General features: G+C 61.0%; 1 protein-coding gene. It reads left to right on the forward strand.

Going from position 1 to position 431, the window contains the following annotated elements:
• Nucleotides 1–156: replication initiation protein RepC (gene repC / locus AC0L3P_RS40085; protein ID WP_473309412.1), on the forward strand; the 156-nt coding region annotated here is incomplete at its 5' end.
• Nucleotides 157–431: the final 275 nt, after the last annotated feature.

The following is a 431-nucleotide window of genomic DNA, read 5'->3' on the forward strand; positions in this document are numbered from 1 at the left end:
GTCGTCGCGTGTATCCTGCAGCGCGGGACGGCGATCAATTCCGCTGGCGGTTATCTGCGCGGTCTGACGCGAAAAGCCGAGGTCGGCGAATTTTCGCTTGGCCCGATCCTGATGGCGCAGATCAATTCTCGCCGACGAGATAAGCAGCGGGCGTGAGGCCATGAGGCGCCGTTCCCAGACCTTGCCTTTTCGTATGATCGAAATACCCGCACTGACCCGGCTTCTGAGCTGTGTCGCCGCAAAGCAGTTCGGAGAAATCGTCAATGGCAAAACACCCTCCAATCACCCTCACGCCATTTTTCCAGCCTCGTGATGAAGGCGCCGCGGAGCAACGGATGTACGTGGCGGGGTTCGCGGACGAGGCGGGCGAGGCCTGGGGGACGCTGATTCCGTTGGATGCGGAGATGGTCGAGCACGCCGTTCTGGGACAA

The organism is Bradyrhizobium sp. WSM4874 (genome assembly GCF_055811835.1).